Below are 17,474 nucleotides of genomic sequence, written 5' to 3' on the forward strand. Positions count from 1 at the left end.
CTTAGTCTTGTTGGTCTATGAGTTTATGCAAAATAGGGAGTGCTTGTTCCAAGAGTAAAACTTCTTCCTCATTCAAGACAGCTTCAATCGTATTTTTCAGCCATTCATTTTTATCTTTTTTCATCTTCTCTAACATTTGTGTGCCATACGCAGTGAGAGAAATATAGATTTTACGTTTATCTTTTGAACAAGGTTTTCGTTGAATCAACGCATCATTTTCGAGTTTATGCAGTATTTGTGACATGGATTGTGTTTTCACACGTGTTAATGTCGCAAGTTGTGAAGGTAGCAAAGCAGGGTTTTTTGATAAATGTGCGATGGTTTCTAACTCTGTCATAGAATAGATACTGACCAAGGAGATATGCTTGCGTAATTCTTTATGAAGTGTTGTGATCGTTCTTTGCAGAGAAGAAGAGAGCTCAAAAATATCCATAATGCATCCTTTTATTCGTTAAACTTGTAAGTTTAACGAATAAAATTATAACGTTATTTATGCTAGTAGTCAATAAAAATGAATTCAAATAAGTATAATTTTATGTACTATTATATGTAAATCATACAATAGACTTCACACAATATCGAAGAGCGATGGTATAAAAAGGCTTTACATGTAAACATCAAGTAGATATGCAAACACCAATACTACGTTTTTATGGCTAGAAAAAGACTTTGTTAAAAGACTCACCTTATGGGTACTTTATTTTAAGAACCTATACGTAGCGTACAAATATCTTTGTCTTTTACCAGCCATTTTTTAATTTGAGGAGAAAAAGACCGCCAATTGAAGGTTTTATCTGTAGCGGTCTTTTGCGTGTTATTTATCTTGCGTGCTCTTCTTTGATCTCTTTTGCGGTAGCTTTACGCACGTCTAATACTTTGGCTTTAAAGATAACATCAATGCCTGCGAGTGGGTGATTGCCATCTAACGTGACATTGTCTTTGGTGATCTCTTTGATGGTGTAAGAAATTTTTTTGATCTTCCACGGCATCGTCTTCATCTTCAATGATTTCAACAAATTGCTCTCCAACAAAGATTTGGTCATCAAATTCACCACGCTCTTCGATGGTGACTAACGATTCATCGTATTCACCAAAGGACTCTTTTGGGCTTAGTTGTACACTGATGCTATCGCCTACTTTTTTGCCATCAAGCTCTTTTTCGATTTTAGCAAAAATATCGTTGTAGCCACCGTGAAGATAGATGAGCGGATCAGCGCCTGAATCAAGCAAGTTTTTTGTTGTATCGGTAATGGTATATTCAAGTGTTACCACCGAATTTTTTGAAATGGTCATCGTTCTTCCTTCTGTATATTTGAGTGGATTTTATCTTCTTTTGGACAAATAATCCCTGAGTCGTTCAATGCCTTTTCGCATATGTTCTATATTTCGTGTGTAGGCAAAGCGAAGGTAGCGGTTTGTGCCATTGCTTCCAAAGTCAATACCCGGTGTTGTCGCAACATGGATATTTTCTAAGAGTTCTTTAGCAAATGCAAAACTATCATTGGAATATTTCGAAATATTGGCCCAGATGTAAAATGCTCCCTCAGGCTTTGCATCAATCTCAAAAAGTGTGGAGAGTTCGGTGTATAAAAAATCACGTCGGGCTTTGAATTCGGCTTTTATTTCTGTGAGATACGCTTCATCAAAGGCTTCAAGTGCTCCGTATTGGCTAAGCGTGGGTGCTGAGATGAAAAGGTTTTGCGCGACGATTTCGGCATGGCGAACTTTTTCTTTAGGAACAATCACCCAACCCAAACGCTGACCAGGCATACAGTAATACTTCGAAAAGCCATTAATAACCAAGACATTTTTGCTAAACTCAAGCGCACTGTGGGCGTTTTCTTCATAGGTTAACCCATGGTAAAGCTCATCGGAGATAAAGGCGATATTTTCTTTTTCGCAGTACTCAACCAACGCTTTGAGATTCTCTTTTTTATAAATATTGCCCGTAGGATTGGCAGGTGAAGAGATTTGAAGGGCATCAAGTTGATGTGGTTTTAAATCCTTTACATGTAATTCAAACTCATCTTCTTTACCGATGGACATAAACAGAGGTTTGATATCAAGAAGATGTGCAAAATTTTTGTAACACGGATAGGAAGGATCACTTAGTCCAAGTGTTGCGCCACCTTTGAGGGTGAGGGCATAGGCGATTAAAAAAGCACCGCTGGTTCCTGGAGTTAAAAAGATTTGATCGATGTCTATGCTTACACCATAGGTTGTCGCATAATGGTTCGCTATTTTTTCACGAAGTGCTATAAGACCGTGACTTTGTGTATATGAAAAGCGGTTTTCATCAATGCTTACATGTAACGCTTTTTTAACCTTAGGAGAGGGCGGAAGGTCGGGCTGACCAATCTCAAAATGGATACTATCTTCAAACTTTTCAGCCTCTTTGACAATGTCCATAACAATAAAAGAACTCATTTCGTTGCAACGCATATACTTACCTTTTGATTTTAAAGCGGATATTATAGCTCATTTGAAAGCAGAGGGAAGTGAAGGCTTCCCTGAAAAAGTTTACGAAGCTACGGTTTGAAGAAATTCGGTTTTGAGCTTTTCGTAAGGCAGATAACGACCAATGACGACAAGTAAAGATTTGCGCTCGCCCTCAAAAGGTGCTCCAAAATCAAAGCCAACGACTTTATGAACCCCTTGAACAATTAACCGTCGCTCATCGCTAGAAACCGCTAAGACACCTTTGTAGCGTAGCATATCGTTTCCATACTCTTCAACAAGGTTTTCCATAAAGGTACCGATTTTTTTGATATCAAGTTCTCCCGCCTCAAAGACATAGGAAGTAATATCATCATTCCAAGATTGTGTCTGTTTTTGAGCACTAAAACTCTTAAATTGGATGTTTTGAACATCACGAGCTTGATAGAAACCTTGGTTTACATGTAAAGCATCACTCAGATCAAACGCTCCAATTCCTATCCAAATCTCTTTTGGGAGTGCGCCATTAAATGCTTCAAAAATCTCAGCTTTAGAGTTGATGGCATTAACACGTGAGAGTACACGCTCTTTATGCGTTTCATCAACGCTATCTGCTTTAGTTAGGATGATGCGATCTGCAAAACCAATTTGGGAAGCAGCCACTCGGTGTTCATCCAACTGTTTGATGATATGAATGCTATCGACTAAGGTAATCACCGCATCTAACATGATGCGCTCACGAATAATTTCATCAACAAAAAAAGCTTGAACGATGGGTGCGGGATCAGCCAGTCCTGTTGTCTCTAAAAGCAGGCGATCAGCCTTAAAAGCACCAGAGTCTATTTTGGCAAGCAATTCGTGAAGTGCTTGGGTTAACTCGCCTCTAATGCTACAACATACACATCCATTGCTGAGTTCAACGATTTCAACATCGGAGTCTTTTTTCAACAGTGCGCCATCGACATTGACGGCACCAAACTCATTTTCGATAATTGCGATACGTTCACCGTGATTGTGTTCTAAAAGATAATTGATTAGTGTGGTCTTGCCTGCTCCTAAAAACCCCGTAAGGATTGTCACAGGAAGGGGTGTAGTATAACTTAAATTCTCATCAACAACAGCGTCCGCCATTTTTGCCTCCATAACGTGCTTCAACTCTCTCTCTATAAAACTCTTCGTAACTCATAGGTGTTTGTTCAGGATGCGTTAGACGGATATGTTGTACATACGTGTCATAATCAGGCACTCCCACCATTAAACGTGCGGCTTGACCCAAATATTTTCCAGCTTTTGCAAGATTTTCAAACATCGTTTTCCTTTAAATATCTGAAGAGGTGTTACCACCTCTTCATGTTTAGTAATTAGTGTGCAGTACCACTCACAATTGCTTCTGCATTCGCAGGCATTGGAGCATAAGGAACTTCAACCGCTGTTGGTTTATCAGATGCAAGTGCTTTAAAGCACGCTTGGAGTGTAAAGCCAATCATGACAACAACAACAACCATAAATCCAATGATCAAAATGCCATCCAATTGATTGTTGAAGATAACGCGTTCAACAGCCTCTTGAGATTTAAAGACAGCATTGGGTTTAAAATTACCACTTGCAAGAAGTGCTTGTAGTTGGTTTGCTTTAGCAAAGAAACTGATGGCTGGATCAGAACTAAATGCTTTCAACCAACCAGCACTCATAGTACAAATCACCAACCAAATCGTTGGAACAATAGAAACCCATGCAAAAGCTTGTTGTTTCATTTTGAAAAGTACCACAGTACAAAGCATCAAGGCAATTGCGGCTAGCATTTGGTTGGTAATACCAAAGAGTGGCCATAAGGTATTAATACCGCCCAATGGATCAACAACACCCACATAGAGGAAGTAACCCCATGAAGCAACAACCAACGCCGTTGCAAGTAGGTTTGCAAACCATGAGTTTGTACGTTTAAGGTTTGGATTGATGAGTCCGAGTAAATCTTGTAGCATAAAGCGTGCTGAACGCGTTCCTGCATCAACGGCTGTTAAGATGAAGAGTGCTTCAAACAAAATGGCAAAGTGATACCAGAAAGACATAGAGCCAAGTCCACCAAGAGCGCCATGAATGATATGTGCCATACCAACAGCGAGTGTCGGTGCACCACCTGCACGAGAGATGATACTTTTTTCACCCACGTCGGCAGCAATTTGAGTCAGAATATCAGGAGTGATAACAAATCCCCAAGTACTCACAGTTGAAGAAGCTGCTGCTGCAATATCTGCCAATCCTGTTGGATTAAGAGCACCCATAGGAGAGTTCATTGCAAAGTAAACACCTGGATCAATGATAGAAGCTGAAATCAATGCCATCATTGCGACGAAAGATTCCATAAGCATACCACCGTAACCGATCATACGTGCTTGAGTTTCATTGGCAAGCATTTTGGGTGTTGTACCTGAAGAAATAAGAGCGTGGAAACCAGAAACGGCACCACATGCAATCGTAATAAACAAGAATGGGAAGAGTGTTCCTGCCCATACTGGACCATGACTATCAAAAGCGTATTTGGTAACAGAAGGCATTTGCATCGCTGGCATCATGACAACAATACCAATGGCTAAGCCAACAATAGCACCAATTTTTAAGAAAGTAGAGAGGTAATCACGAGGGGCAAGGAGTAGCCATACGGGAAGTACGGAAGCTACGAAACCATAAATAACCAATGCCCATGTTAAAGTAACCCCGCTAAGATCAAAGAAAGGTGACCATGTTGGGCTAACTGCAACTTGTCCTCCAAGGATAATTCCAAAGATAAGACCTGCAATACCAAACACTGAAGCTTCAAGAATTTTACCTGGACGAATAAAGCGGAGGTAAATACCCATAATGAAAGCGAGTGGGATTGTAAATGCAACGGTAAAGGTTCCCCAAGGACTGTGTGTAAGAGCTTTAACAACAACCATTGCAAGGACGGCTAAGATAATGATCATAATCATAAAACAAGCGATCAAAGCAATAACACCAGGAATTGTTCCCATCTCTTCTTTGACAAGCTCACCGAGTGATCTACCATCGCGTCTTGTGGAAACAAAGAGAACCATATAGTCTTGTACAGCACCTGCTATAACAACACCGATTAAGATCCAAAGCATACTTGGAAGGTAACCCATTTGTGCCGCTAAAACGGGTCCAACGAGTGGACCAGCACCTGCGATGGCTGCAAAGTGGTGACCAAAGAGAATGACTTTGTTGGTTGGGACATAATCAAGTCCATCATTATGACGAAATGCTGGCGTCATACGTGTCGCATCAACTTTTAAAACCTTGTCCGCGATGTAAAGGCTGTAGAAGCGGTATCCAATTAAATAGACACACACTGATGCGGTCAATACCCACATAGCATTAATCGATTCACCTCGATTTAACGCAATATAGCCAAACGCAAAAGCGCCTAAAATGGCTACAAATAACCAAGCGATCTTCGTTGAAGTGCTTGTACTGTTTGTCGACATATCTTACCTCCGTATAAAATTTGCAATCGTAACGCGCTCAAGGTAACCCTGAACATTGTTAAAGTGTCTCTAATAAGCGAAATACCTTAACAACGCCAAAAGTTAGCATATATTTTTTTAGTTTAGCTTTAATTGTGCGTATCTTTAATAAAAGATAACGTATTTGAGGGAACAGTGTTTCAAAAAGTGTTTTTCTCTCAAACTAGGGAGTTTCGGCAAATTTATAATAACCTAAAAATTGTTTTTTATAGGGTCAATTTAAGGTTAAAAGAACTTGCACGGAACGCTTCTTGTATAATAACAACGAGGGTCTATTTTAAAGCAAATTCAATTTATGTGAGGTACACAATGCGTTTTTCTCATGCAACTCCTGAAGCGACTTATGGTTTTGCCAAACGTTTTGCGCATTACAAAGACTTTTATGCAAGGCATGATGGACTTATATTTTCTAAACTTGGCTTTGGAACCTTTAAAAAAGAGCCTTATAAAGAGGAAAATTATACATTTGACTATAAAGATGCTCTCAAAACAGCCATACACCATGGCGTGAATGTCATTGACACTGCCATTAACTACCGATATCAACAAAGTGAACGTGAAATTGGTGAAGTTTTAGAAGAACTTTTTAAGAATGGTGACGTGAAGCGTGAAGAGCTGATCATCTGTTCAAAGGGTGGATTTGTCCCGCTTGATTTTCCTTTCCCTGAAAACCCCTATGAGTGGATTAATGAGCATATCATTCAGAAAGGTTTAGCAACTTCTTCTGACATCGAATTGGATCAGCACTGTATGACGCCAGCTTTTTTGAATAACTCATTAGAACGCTCCCTTGCTAATTTACATGTAAAGTGTTTGGACATCTATTTTTTGCACAATCCAGAGACACAACTGACTAAAATTGGTTATAACCATTTTTTGAAGCAGCTTGAAGAGATTTTTGAAAGTTTTGAAGCGCATGTGAGAGAGGGAAAGATCAAAGCGTATGGAATTGCCGTGTGGAATGCGTTTACGTATGAAGAAGGCAATAGTGAGTATATTAACCTTGAAGAAGTGTACGATGTTGCGCGTAAAGTTGGTGGGGCTAGCCATCATTTCAAATACATTCAACTTCCGTTTAATATTGCAAAAACAAACGCGTACAGTGTACTCAATCAAAAAATGTCTGATGGCAAGTATTACACGCCATTGCAAGTAGCTCATAAACTAGGGCTTGGTGTGATGAGTAGTTCTTCATTGTTGCAGATGCACCTTTTTCAAAAACCTTTTAAGCCTGAAGTGGGTTATTTATTGGATTCACATATGGAGTTACAAAGCGACATTCAGTTAGCCCTTCAATTTGTACGCTCAACAAGGGGTATTGTAACGTCACTGTTTAGTTCGAGCAAGCGTGAACATGTCAGTAGCAATCTAGAAATTGCCACGATAAATGCTACCAACACTACAAAATACAATCTTCTATATAAAGTGGAGCGATAACATGACATATGATGTAGTCGTAATTGGCTCAGGGATTGCGGGTCTCATGGCGGCAATCGAAGCAAAAAGTGAAACGAACAGTGTCGCCATCATGACCAAAAGCAATATTTTTAAATCTAACAGTGCCGTTGCCAGTGGTGGTATTAATGCTGTTTTAGATGAAAAAAATGAGGTAGAAATTCAAAAGCATATCGATGACACGATGAAAAGCTCTAAAGAGCTGGGAGATAAAAAAGCAATTAGTTATCTTTGTCATCAAGCACCTTTGATTATCAAAAAATTAGAAGCATATGGTGTCGCGTTTGATCGTGATGAAAAGGGAAAAATTTTACAACGCAGTTTTGGTGGTGGAAGTTCCAAACGTACCTGCTTTGTCGGTGATAGTACCGGTTCAGCCATTACTCAAGCACTCATTAAAAAAGCAAAACTGGTAGGTGTTGATTTTTTAGTCAATCATTTTGTGATGGATATTACGAAAATAGAAGAGTATGTCAGTGGAGTGGTTGCGCTTAAAAAACTAGACTCTACCGTAACCGTTTATCCTGCTAAAGCGGTTGTCTTTGCAGGTGGCGGCTATGCTGGAATTTACAGGGGGTTTAGTACCAATGCACAAGATTGTACGGGGGATCTTTTAAGTATAGCGCTTCGCGCTGGCATGAGTTTAAAAGATATGGAATTTGTGCAGTTTCATCCAACAGGTTTTGCAAAGACCAGTTACCTAGTCTCTGAGGCAGCACGTGGCGAAGGTGGGTATTTGGTTAACAGCGAAGGTGAACGCTTCGTCAATGAACTTGGCACTCGTGATGTGCTTGCACGCGCCATTTTTGAGCAGATTAGATCAGGTCAAAAAGTTTATCTTGATATGCGTCATATCTCCAAAGATATTTTAGAAACACGTGTTCCGTCTTTATACAAAAGTGCTTATACCCAAGTTGGCGTTGATTTGTCCTGTGAGCTTTTAGAGATCAAACCCGTGGCGCATTACAGTATGGGTGGGATTGCTTCTTCGTTGACTTCAAGTGAAGTTAAAGGGCTTTTCATTTGTGGTGAATGCGCTGCGCTTGGTGTGCATGGTGCCAATCGTTTAGGTGGTAATTCACTCTTAGAAGGAGCCGTTTTTGGCGAACTCGCAGGAAAAAAAGCGAGAGAGTATGCGTTTAATAAAGAGTTCTTACCCATTGATTACAATGTGGTGATTAAAAATATGGATTTGGTACAACGCATTTTTGATGGAGATTGTTCCAAAAACTTCAATGCAATGCGTATCTCTGTAGGAAAAATTATGTTTGATAAAGCAGGGATTTTTCGCAATGAAAACTCCTTGCAAGAGGCATTTGATTATATGAAATACTTACGTCTTGAGTCCAATACTCTGCATTGTATTGATAAAGGCAAACACAATAATGTAGAGCTTATCTCTATTTTAGAGCTTAGAAATGCGCTTGAACTTTCTGAAGCGATTATTCTCTCCGCTATGCAACGACGTGAGAGCAGAGGAGCACATTTTAGAGAAGATTTTGCCTTTACATGTAAAGAGGGAAAAGATCATGTTTTGATTAAAGAGCTTCAAAAAGGGTTTTTTAAAGTACATTACGAAGAGAGTGGATTGACCAAGTGGTTGAAAAAAATCTTAACATAAGGAAAAATGAATGGCAAAAGTAATGCTAAGAGAAGAAAATGGGGAAATCTGCTTTTATATCGCCAAGAAAGATATGGAAGAAACAATTACAAAAATTGAGTTTAGTTCAGAAGAAAATTGGGGTGGCGAAGTCGTGCTAAGCAATGGTGAAACGTGGTGGATTCAGCCAGGTCGTAAAAGTCTTCCGAAAGAGGAAGTTTGTAAGAAATTATCGGATTGATTTGATTAAAATATAAACATAAAAGGTGAGCATAAATGACTCATCTTTAAGTATAATATTTTAAACAGATGAAGGAGTGCAAAATGGTTCAATTTGATGCTAAGTGTGGAGATTGCCTCACTACCAGAGAACTCATGACACTCTATGAGACAGCAACTGTCGTTTCAAACTCATTGGATTTAGTTGCTTCGCTCGAAAAAGCATTACTTATTTTAAAAAATAGATTACATTTAGAAAAATGTGTGATTCATACGCTGGGTGAAGATAATCTTTTAACGGTTTATGCTGGTATTGATTTTAGCAAACATCAAAAAGAGTTAGCCACCTATAAATTGGGTGAGGGTGCTACAGGATATGCTGCCGAGAGTAAAGAGCCTGTCGTCATAGAAAATTTACATAACGATATGATGTTTCTGAATAAATCAGGAAATCGTGATCAAAATGCCATTTCATATATTGCTGTTCCGATGTTGGTTGACCAAGAAGTGATTGGAGTATTGGGCGCAAATATTACCAAAACAACTGCCATTAATTTTGAAAGTACCATTCGTGTTTTAACGATTTTAAGTTCAATTTTTGCTCAATCTATTCGGTCACATGACATCAATCTTAAAGAAAAAGAGCGTTTAAAAGAGCTTAAACTTTACTATAAGATGGAGTGGGATTCTAAAGTACACAATTTTGGGGATATCATTGGTGAAAGTCCTAAAATGAAGATGGTGTATAACGTTGTTGAACGTATTGCTGAGAGCAATGTCACCGTTTTAGTGCGTGGTGAGACAGGAACAGGCAAAGAGCTTGTTGCCGCTGCTATTCACAAACGTTCTAAACGTCGTGATGAGCCTTTTGTCAAACTTAATTGTGCCGCTATTACCGATACGCTCATTGAAAGTGAGCTTTTTGGGCATGAAAAAGGTGCTTTTACCGATGCGAAAGAAGCACGTAAAGGTCGTTTTGAATTGGCTGATGGTGGAACACTCTTTTTAGATGAAATTGGTGATATTTCTGCTTCTGCTCAAGTGAAACTCTTACGTGTTTTACAAGAGCGTGAATTTGAACGTGTGGGTGGAAGTAAGACTGTTAAAGTGAATGTGAGGTTGGTCGCCGCAACCAATCGAAATCTTGAAGAAATGGTTAAAAATGGTACGTTTAGAGAAGATTTATATTATCGTCTGAACGTCATTCCCATTGATTTACCTGCTCTTCGTGAGCGTGGCGATGATATTCCCCTTCTGGTCAATTTCTTTTTGCAAAAATCGATGAGTAACCACAAAAAACGTGTTGTTATTACCGATGAAGCGATGGACATACTCTGTCAATATACATGGCCTGGCAATGTGCGAGAACTTGAAAATACTGTTGAGCGTATCGTGCTTATGGGAAGTGAAGATGGCATAACTGCCGATGAGATGTTACTACTGCTTCCAGCCTTTAATCAAAAATTGATGTGTCAACGAAGGATCATGAGTGAAGAAGAGTGAATTAGAAGCACAAATCAAAGAGGGTCGTTTGATTCCATTTATTGGGATGGGTGTCTTTAAAGAGACTAAAACAGAAGATGGTGAGCAAATACCATTTGATAGTGATTCAATGATTTTACGTCTGAATGGTGGTCGCGCAATGTCTCAGCGCTTGATGTATGAGTATTCTCGTGCTGCGATGAGTTTGGAACAACGTAAAGGACGACCTTATATTGAGCAGATGACCAATCATATTTTTACGTTTAAACCTTATCCTATGCCCTTAGTCTATACGTGGCTTAAAACATTAATGCCTCGTTATGTCATTGATCTTAATTTAGATGATTCGCTTTTGAAGCTTTATGCGGATAGAGACCATTTTTTAGTGACAGGTGTGAGCCGCGTTATGGCAGGGTATGATCGCTTTTTGGTATACATGTATACGGCTTCCAGTCAAGAGTATAAACGTGTGGATAAAGAGTTGCTCAGCCAAATGTTACCCATTCTCTTTAAGCCTTTGGGATGTACTGTACCTGAAAAAAGCTTTATTATCAGTGATGCAGACTTTGTGGATTGGCTTACCGAGGCCATGGGTGGTTATGCCCTTCCTCCTTTTTTAAAAACCTTCAAAAATGACAAAAGTTATCTTTTTTTAGGGATTGATTTTGACCGTGATACCTATAGAATGGTGGCGAATGAAGTCACATTAGGATTGAGTGGTGGCTATTTGGTGAATGATAAAGAAGAGATGAGTAAAAAAGAAGAGAAGTTTTTAACATCTCATAAAATTGAAAAATTTAGCACTTCGTTAGAAGCTTTTCTGAAGAGTGCAGAGTAGGTTTTGAGGGTTTTGCAAACTCTCTGTAGTTTTCCAAGCAAAACTTGGAAAACTACACGAATGTTTTAAAGAGATTATTCTTCGACAGTTACTTCGACAGGATCACTTTCCCAAACACCATGTTTTGTACAGTAGCTTTGTGCAACAAGGTTCAGTTTTTTACCTGTTGGAACGATGGTAAAGGTCACTTCAGCTTGTCCTTTTTTATCTTGTCCACCAAGGGTTCCGGCAATAAAATCAGCACGTGCTAACAGTACATCTCCATTGAAAAGTTGTATATTGGCAATGTAATGATCAAAATCATCGGGATGAGTATACGCATTTCCAACTTTTATAGTCACTTTAAACGGCGCATTTTGTTTTGCCGTAGCATTACAGGTAATAAATGGAGAGTGTCTATCGATGTAATCTTTACGTGCTTCTCTCTCAACAGTGTCAATATCAACATAACGATTGATTTTTGGCATTTATAACTCCTTTTTAATATTTAGTGATGAAATGATATTACATTTTCATGCAAATGTCTCTTAAGAAAGGGATAAAATAAGTCTTATTTATATTTGTTTAAGGAGCAGAAAGTTTCTGCCCCCTCATAAGAAAGTTTTAGATAAGTGTAATGGCAACTTTGTGCTGGTCGAGTCCAATGCTCTTTTTATGCGTTTCACCCAAAGCGAGGAGTAGTAGTTCCGCAAGGCTTAAAACACTTAAGCCAATCTCTCGACCTACAATTTTTTCAAGCTCTTTTTGGTAAAAATCAAACATGATAAAGCTACGGGCATCACTCACTAGTACAAAATCAGCAGCATTGTCAAACATATCGAGCATGACTTTTGAAGCAAGTTTTTTAGCCAAAAGAGGCGACGCATCATAGACTTCAAAACCATCACTTTCAAACGTACTCGCATGTTTAATTTGCTTGAGTTTGATAAGATCAAGGAGTTGTGTGAATAGCTCTTCTTTGCGGTATTTTTTGGCACGGCAAGAATTTGAGCCTAAGAAAAGGGCTGTTTGAAAGTTTTCAAATGGTTTTTTGAGTAAACTAGTTAGTTTTTCAGTGCCTATCTCTTCGATAAGAAGTTCTTCCAGTGAAATGACATTCGCATTGAGATTAAGAGAAAGATTGTGCTTTTCCAACCGCAATGCAATTTCAAATTTGAGATTAGAATCATTGAGTAAAATCTCTTTGGTATGGGCATGGCAGACAAGAGAACTTTGTTCAAAACAGAGAATATCACGTTTTTGCTCAGCAGCCAATGTAAGATTGTACGCATAATGCTCTAAAAACTTGAGACGATCAAGTCCCATGTATTCGCTTCCAAGATCATTTTTTGCCCCTTTGAAGGAGATGGCATCTATCTGTAAAAATTCGATGAGTTTTTTTGCGGATGTAATTAAGGGTGCAGTTTTTTCACGGTGAATAATAGCATCAAAAAGAAGATAACTTTTCATAATGGTTTCCTTACATAAGATCGATGTGATGAGAAAATTTTTCAACGAGCGTGTTTGCAAATGGTCGGTGTTTCATCACCTCATTTTTCAGCTCTGTAATTTTTTTCTCAACATCTGCGCCACAAGGATAAATTTTCTTGCACAATCTTACATGTAAAAAGAGACCTGTATGTTCATTGGCAACAATTTCTAGGATTTCACGTTTTCGATCAGGATGTTTTTGGATCATATCGTAGGCAAACGCAAAAAGGGCGTCACCTTGAAAGTCTTCTACAAATTCAAGGACACTGGAAGCATAGTAATAGATGATATACTGATCGTACAGTGCTTTGTCTTTTGCCTCAACGAAAGCTTCAAGCAATTTAAATTTTTTGTCAAAATTGCCGGTATTGATGATCATATCTTTGGTAACATGTTTGGTATTGAGAGGCTCTAACGTCAGTGATTTTCCAAAAGAGTTGATAATGCCATCAATGGAGACATGACTAAAAAGGGCTTTTCCATTGATTTTAAGGGCAGCAAGATCACCTTTTGGATAGTCAAAACTACCATCTTCTATTTGAATAAGTGCTAGAAGGTCATTCACATTTTTACTTCTATCTATGGTAATAAAATGCTTTTTATAATAAGGTAAAAAATCCGTTGTAGCGTCAAAGCGAAAGACGCTCAGCTCGAGTTTACACTCCATAATTGAGGACTCCTTTTAGGTATATGATCTATTTTAGCGCAAGATTACTTAAGTGTAACTCTAATATTTTAAGTGATTTTCGTGTGACGAAGGGGACTAATGGCTTCTTAATGCACAACATCTTACAATAGGAGAGTTTAATCAAAGAGGCTCTTATGTCAAAAGAGGCGTTTTTTATCTCAGAATTTTCCAGTCAACACATTGGCGATGATGGTGCCGTTGTTGGGGATTTTGTCTATTCAAAAGATCTGTTTTGCGAAGATATTCACTTTAAGCGTTCATGGATGAGTCTAACACAGATCGCGCAAAAAAGTATGCTTGTCAATCTTTCCGATGCAATTGCGATGAATGCGAAACCTAAGTGGGTGCTTATTGGCATAGTGATGCCAAAGCATTTTACGTACGAACAACTGCGCGAATTAAGTACAGGGTTTCAAAATGTAGCACGTGCGTATGGGGTCGAGATTATTGGTGGGGATACTACTGCTGGGGATAAATTGATGATTTCCATCACCATCATTGCCAAACGTCCTTCCAAGGTGCTTTACCGTAGTGGCGCAAAGCTTGGAGACTTGGTTGCCTTTACGGGAACACTGGGGCGTTCTTATCAAGAACTTACACGGCTGTTGCGCGGAGGTCATGTAGGGAAAGACTCACGGTTTAAGAAGCCTGTGTTAAAAGCAACTTTTGTCGCTAAAGCTTCTAAGCATCTTAATGCAGGCATGGACATCTCTGATGGTCTTTCCAAAGACCTCTCCAGATTGCTTAAAGCTAGCGGAAATTTAGGTTTACATGTAAAGCATACATTGGCCAAGCAAACGCTGTGTAGCGGGGAAGAGTATGAGATGCTTTTTAGTTTTGATGCACGTAAAAAAAAGATTGTAGAACGTATTGCCAAACAGACACGCACACCGATTACGATTGTAGGAAAAACAGTGCGCAAGCGTTATGTGTGCCGTTGTAAAGAACACCACTTTTGATTTTTACACGCTAAAGCTACATTGACCACTAGGGAACTAAAGCTAGCCTCTTTGAGGCAGAAACATTTTAAGGACAGTTATGAACAGACAATTTTTTCTCACCCATTCGCCGATTAATGCGATGTTTACTAAAAATAGCAGTGACTTCGTTGTCAGTGAAATTCCGCTCTATCCTTTCAGCAGCGAGGGCGAGCATCTGGTTTTACATGTAAGGAAAAAAGATATGACAACATGGGATATGCTTCAGTATCTCAGCGAAGTAACAGGATGCAAAGTGCGTGATTTTGGCTATGCGGGGCTTAAAGATAAAGACGGCATGACGACACAGTACATCTCACTGCATAAAAATTTTGAGCCAAAGCTTGTTAATTTTACGCATGAAAAGATCAAAATACTGGACACAACGTACCATAACAACAAGATTCGTACAGGACATCTCAAAGGCAACCGCTTTTTTATACGTCTGAAAAAAGTCAACCCGATTGACGCCAAAAAACTGCAAGATGGACTTAAAAAAATCAGCAAAGAGGGCTTTCCAAACTTTTTTGGATATCAACGCTTTGGTATCGATGGCGATAATTATATTAAAGGGAAAGCTATCTTAGAGGGAAAACGGAAAGAGCGCAATCCTAAAATGAAAGAGTTTTTTATCAATGCGTACCAGAGTTATCTTTTCAATACATGGCTTTCTAAGCGCATTGAGATCAGCCGTTTGATCGAAGAGTTTAATGTCGCAGATGCAACAAGAGCGACGAATTTGCCCAAAGAGATGGTCGAAAGTCTTAAAAAACAACCCCAATTTTTTAAACTGCTTCATGGCGATGTATTGCATCATTATCCTGCAGGAAAAGCATTTGTGTGTGAAAATGTAGAAGAAGAACTTCCTCGCTTTTTGGAACACGGCATTACGATTGCAGGCTGGTTACTCGGTGGTAAAAATATCCGAGCAGAGTATGAAGCAGGTGTCATTGAAAAGCAAATCTTTGAAGAGTGTGAACCTTTTTTGGACAAACTCAATGGAAGCCGACGTTTTGCATGGAGCTTTGCGGAAGAGGTTGAGGGCGTTTATAAAGAGGAAGAGGCATGGTTTGAAATGCACTTTTCTTTGCCTAAAGGCTCGTATGCAACGGTAATTATAGAAGAGCTAATAAAAGTTTCGCTATAATCTGATCTTCAAAAGGTACAGTAGGTGATTGCTTGAGAGTTTCTCTTAAGAGGAAAGTCCGGGCTGCATATGAGACATGGTTCCGTCTAACGGACGGCTAGGGTAACCTAAGGGATTAGTGCAACAGAAAGTAAACTACCATCAAGCCCCTCTTGCGAAAGCATAGCTTTAGTGAGAGGAATTGGAGACAAGCTTTGCTTGTCTCCAAGAAGACGGTTTAATGGAAAAGGTGAAACGGTGGGGCAAGAGCCCACCAGTGCTTTAAGTAATTAAAGCAGCTATGTAAACCCAACCTGCAGCAAGAAGGGATGGTTTTGGTCTCATACACGATAAACCCTTCGCTAGAGGTCTACCGCAAGATAGATCGTAGATAAATAATCACCCACGACAGAACCCGGCTTATCGCTGTACCTTTTGTCAACAAAGCCTAAAAAAAGGATGTTTTTTGGAAAACCTTATCTTTTTGGCGCATGTTGTGCTTTTAATGGTACTTTCTCCTATTATTTCGCGTGTCTTTCGCCTTCCTACTCCTGTTGTTGAAATTTTGCTAGGCTCTTTTGCCGTATGGGTTGGATTTTTACCTGTAGATAATGAAGTCTTCCGTAATCTCTCAAAAATTGGTTTTTTTTACTTAATGTTTTTGGCTGGCTTAGAGATAGATATTCAGCGTTTTATACGCTATCGAGATCGTTTTTTAAAAAAAGCTATTTTATACTTTATCTGTTTGTACAGTATCTCTTTTATTTTATACCTTTCATTCGGTCTTTCACCTGTTTATATTGTCGCAATTCCAATAGTATCTCTTGGAATGATTATGGCCCTTATCAATGAACATGGACGTGAGCATAAATGGTTGGAGCTTTCGTTAATCATTGGTGTGATTGGTGAGCTTTTAAGCATTGGAGCACTTGTCGTTTTTGATGGCGCTATTACGCATGGTTTGGGGTGGAGCTTTTTCAAAAGTATTTTGATGTTAATTGCGGTTCTGACTTCTTCATATTTTTTATACCGATTGCTCAAAATTATCTTTTGGTGGTACCCAAATCTTAAACGAATTATTATGCCAAATAACGATACGATGCATCAAAGTTTGCGTTTTAGTATGGCACTCTTTTTTGTGTTGATTGCTACGATGCAATGGCTTGAAATTGATATGGTTTTAGGCGCTTTTATTGCGGGTATTTTTATTTCTAACTTTTTTGCACATAAAAAAGAGCTTCCACATCAGCTTTCTATGTTTGGTTTTGGTTTTTTAGTGCCTCTATTTTTTATTTTTGTTGGAACAACACTTGATCTAAAGATAGTCTTTACATCGCATATATTAATGCATGCGATTTGGATTGTTATTGCAATGGTAGGAGCACGCCTTGCGAGTTCATTTGCTGCTTATTACAGTTATTTGGGACTTCGTAGTACCTTTCTTTTTAGCCTTGGTGACTCGATGCCTTTAACCTTTTTAGTTGCTATTGCAACGATTGCTGTCAAAAATGGTGCGATTGGAAGTGAGGAGTATGCTTCTTTTATTGTGGCGGCTTTGATGGAAGGTATTGTTATTATGACTCTAATCCAGATTTTGATGTATCTTTTTAAACGGTATGATAAGCAAAATAAAGAAAAATTTAACGAAGGATAATAGGA

The 17,474-nt window shown here is 38.9% G+C and carries 17 protein-coding genes and 1 other RNA gene; 9 read left to right on the plus strand and 9 right to left on the minus strand.

Going from position 1 to position 17,474, the window contains the following annotated elements; all coding sequences use genetic code 11:
* Position 1 precedes the first annotated feature (1 nt).
* The 6 genes from FA584_RS05695 to cstA all read right to left on the minus strand — a co-directional run bounded on the left by FA584_RS05695 (position 2) and on the right by cstA (position 5,921).
* Positions 2–433: a MarR family winged helix-turn-helix transcriptional regulator gene (locus FA584_RS05695; protein WP_167750494.1), complete on the minus strand. Its 432-nt coding sequence runs from the start codon at positions 431–433 to the stop codon at positions 2–4.
* 461 nt (positions 434–894) lie between these two features.
* Positions 895–1,293, minus strand: coding sequence for an FKBP-type peptidyl-prolyl cis-trans isomerase (locus tag FA584_RS05700; RefSeq protein ID WP_228448601.1), 399 nt, complete (start codon positions 1,291–1,293; stop codon positions 895–897).
* A gap of 30 nt (positions 1,294–1,323) precedes the next feature.
* Positions 1,324–2,442, minus strand: coding sequence for a pyridoxal phosphate-dependent aminotransferase (locus FA584_RS05705; protein WP_167750495.1), 1,119 nt, complete (start codon positions 2,440–2,442; stop codon positions 1,324–1,326).
* 78 nt (positions 2,443–2,520) lie between these two features.
* Positions 2,521–3,567, minus strand: coding sequence for a CobW family GTP-binding protein (locus FA584_RS05710; RefSeq protein WP_167750707.1), 1,047 nt, complete (start codon positions 3,565–3,567; stop codon positions 2,521–2,523).
* Positions 3,548–3,745, minus strand: a complete 198-nt coding sequence (locus tag FA584_RS05715) for a YbdD/YjiX family protein (RefSeq protein WP_087438488.1) — start codon at positions 3,743–3,745, stop codon at positions 3,548–3,550. The genes FA584_RS05710 and FA584_RS05715 overlap by 20 nt, the downstream gene beginning before the upstream one ends.
* A 52-nt stretch (positions 3,746–3,797) precedes the next feature.
* The gene (gene cstA / locus FA584_RS05720) at positions 3,798–5,921 is read right to left on the minus strand and encodes a pyruvate/proton symporter CstA (RefSeq protein WP_096046499.1); all 2,124 of its coding nucleotides are present in this window, start codon (positions 5,919–5,921) and stop codon (positions 3,798–3,800) included.
* A gap of 348 nt (positions 5,922–6,269) precedes the next feature.
* Here cstA and FA584_RS05725 point away from each other — a divergent pair, with 348 nt between their 5' ends.
* The 5 genes from FA584_RS05725 to FA584_RS05745 all read left to right on the plus strand — a co-directional run bounded on the left by FA584_RS05725 (position 6,270) and on the right by FA584_RS05745 (position 11,554).
* The gene (locus FA584_RS05725; RefSeq protein ID WP_167750496.1) at positions 6,270–7,397 is read left to right on the plus strand and encodes an aldo/keto reductase; all 1,128 of its coding nucleotides are present in this window, start codon (positions 6,270–6,272) and stop codon (positions 7,395–7,397) included.
* A gap of 1 nt (position 7,398) precedes the next feature.
* On the plus strand, positions 7,399–9,036 hold the full coding sequence (locus FA584_RS05730) for an FAD-dependent oxidoreductase (RefSeq protein ID WP_167750497.1): 1,638 nt from the start codon (positions 7,399–7,401) through the stop codon (positions 9,034–9,036).
* A 10-nt stretch (positions 9,037–9,046) separates the two neighbouring features.
* Positions 9,047–9,256: a putative nitrogen fixation protein NifT gene (nifT, locus tag FA584_RS05735; protein WP_087438491.1), complete on the plus strand. Its 210-nt coding sequence runs from the start codon at positions 9,047–9,049 to the stop codon at positions 9,254–9,256.
* A gap of 83 nt (positions 9,257–9,339) precedes the next feature.
* Complete coding sequence (locus tag FA584_RS05740) at positions 9,340–10,737, plus strand: sigma 54-interacting transcriptional regulator (protein WP_167750498.1); 1,398 nt, start codon at positions 9,340–9,342, stop codon at positions 10,735–10,737.
* Positions 10,724–11,554, plus strand: a complete 831-nt coding sequence (locus FA584_RS05745) for an SIR2 family protein (RefSeq protein WP_096046503.1) — start codon at positions 10,724–10,726, stop codon at positions 11,552–11,554. Before FA584_RS05740 ends, FA584_RS05745 begins: the two co-directional genes overlap by 14 nt.
* Before the next feature lie 74 nt (positions 11,555–11,628).
* On the opposite strand, the gene FA584_RS05750 is transcribed toward FA584_RS05745, so the two are convergent.
* From FA584_RS05750 to FA584_RS05760, 3 genes are all read right to left on the minus strand, one after another.
* Entirely contained in the window at positions 11,629–12,021 is a 393-nt protein-coding gene (locus FA584_RS05750; RefSeq protein ID WP_167750499.1) for a class II SORL domain-containing protein, read from the minus strand.
* A 136-nt stretch (positions 12,022–12,157) separates the two neighbouring features.
* Entirely contained in the window at positions 12,158–13,003 is an 846-nt protein-coding gene (locus tag FA584_RS05755; RefSeq protein WP_167750500.1) for an HdrB C-terminal domain-containing protein, read from the minus strand.
* Positions 13,004–13,013: 10 nt separating this feature from the next.
* On the minus strand, positions 13,014–13,691 hold the full coding sequence (locus FA584_RS05760; protein ID WP_167750501.1) for a DUF5644 domain-containing protein: 678 nt from the start codon (positions 13,689–13,691) through the stop codon (positions 13,014–13,016).
* A gap of 155 nt (positions 13,692–13,846) precedes the next feature.
* Between FA584_RS05760 and FA584_RS05765 the strand changes: the two genes are divergently transcribed.
* From FA584_RS05765 to FA584_RS05780, 4 genes are all read left to right on the plus strand, one after another.
* Complete coding sequence (locus FA584_RS05765; RefSeq protein WP_167750502.1) at positions 13,847–14,671, plus strand: thiamine-phosphate kinase; 825 nt, start codon at positions 13,847–13,849, stop codon at positions 14,669–14,671.
* A 79-nt stretch (positions 14,672–14,750) separates the two neighbouring features.
* Positions 14,751–15,836, plus strand: coding sequence for a tRNA pseudouridine(13) synthase TruD (gene truD / locus FA584_RS05770; RefSeq protein WP_167750503.1), 1,086 nt, complete (start codon positions 14,751–14,753; stop codon positions 15,834–15,836).
* 12 nt (positions 15,837–15,848) lie between these two features.
* Positions 15,849–16,254: RNase P RNA component class A (gene rnpB, locus FA584_RS05775), an RNA gene on the plus strand.
* Positions 16,255–16,281: 27 nt separating this feature from the next.
* Positions 16,282–17,469: a cation:proton antiporter gene (locus tag FA584_RS05780; RefSeq protein ID WP_096046509.1), complete on the plus strand. Its 1,188-nt coding sequence runs from the start codon at positions 16,282–16,284 to the stop codon at positions 17,467–17,469.
* Positions 17,470–17,474 lie beyond the last annotated feature (5 nt).

Source organism: Sulfurospirillum diekertiae (assembly GCF_011769985.2).
Lineage (GTDB): Bacteria > Campylobacterota > Campylobacteria > Campylobacterales > Sulfurospirillaceae > Sulfurospirillum > Sulfurospirillum diekertiae.